This window comes from Xanthovirga aplysinae, assembly GCF_009711365.1.
Classification (GTDB): Bacteria; Bacteroidota; Bacteroidia; order Cytophagales; family Cyclobacteriaceae; genus Xanthovirga; species Xanthovirga aplysinae.
Genome location: NZ_SMMB01000248.1, coordinates 1 through 839, shown reverse-complemented (window position 1 = coordinate 839; position 839 = coordinate 1). Strand labels below are relative to the sequence as shown.

Here is an 839-nt window from a genome sequence, read left to right as displayed (position 1 = left end):
TTTAATCATTAAATATTATTATAATGGGATAAGTATTTTTTATAATTCCTTTCTTATCCCATTCATTCTTTCATTTAAAATTAATCGATTTCCACTAAAACCGGGCAATGATCCGAATGATTGACATCACTTAAAATTGCCGCACTTTTTAATCGGTCTTTCATTGACTCTGTGGATAGGTGGTAATCTATACGCCAGCCTAAATTCTTTTTTCTTGCTCCTGCTCGATATGTCCACCAACTGTATTGGTGTGGTTCTTCGTTGAAATGTCTAAAAGTATCTACAAACCCACTATCAATGAATTTTGTAAACCATTCTCTTTCTTCGGGTAAAAATCCAGAAGTGTTTTTATTCCTTTGAGGGTTATGGATATCAATAGGTTTATGGCAAATGTTATAGTCTCCACAAATAATCAAATTTGGGAAATCAGGTTTTAAATTATTGATGTAATGGGTAAAGGTATCTAACCATTGCATTTTAAAGGCTTGTCTTTCATCACCGCTTGAGCCGGAGGGCATATAAACATTCATAAGCGAAAAATCTTCAAAATCGGCCCGGATTAGGCGTCCTTCTGAGTCATATTGTTCATAACCACATCCGAATTCCACATGTTTGGGTTTAACTTTGGTGAAAATAGCTACTCCACTGTATCCTTTTTTCTGGGCCGGCATCCAAAAAATATCGTATCCCAAATCTTTAATGGGAGTAAGATCTACTTGTTCTTCATGAGCTTTTACTTCTTGTAAACAAAGCACATCAGGGTTTTCTTGGGAAAGCCAATCAATTAATCCTTTGTTGATTGCTGCACGTATCCCATTGACATTATATGATAATATCTT

Annotated in this window: 1 protein-coding gene; it reads right to left on the bottom strand. The window is 35.0% G+C overall.

The window, feature by feature from the left end; translation table 11 throughout:
* Positions 1 to 80: 80 nt before the first annotated feature.
* Positions 81 to 839: exodeoxyribonuclease III (locus E1171_RS00600; protein ID WP_155203083.1), on the bottom strand; the 759-nt coding region annotated here is incomplete at its 5' end.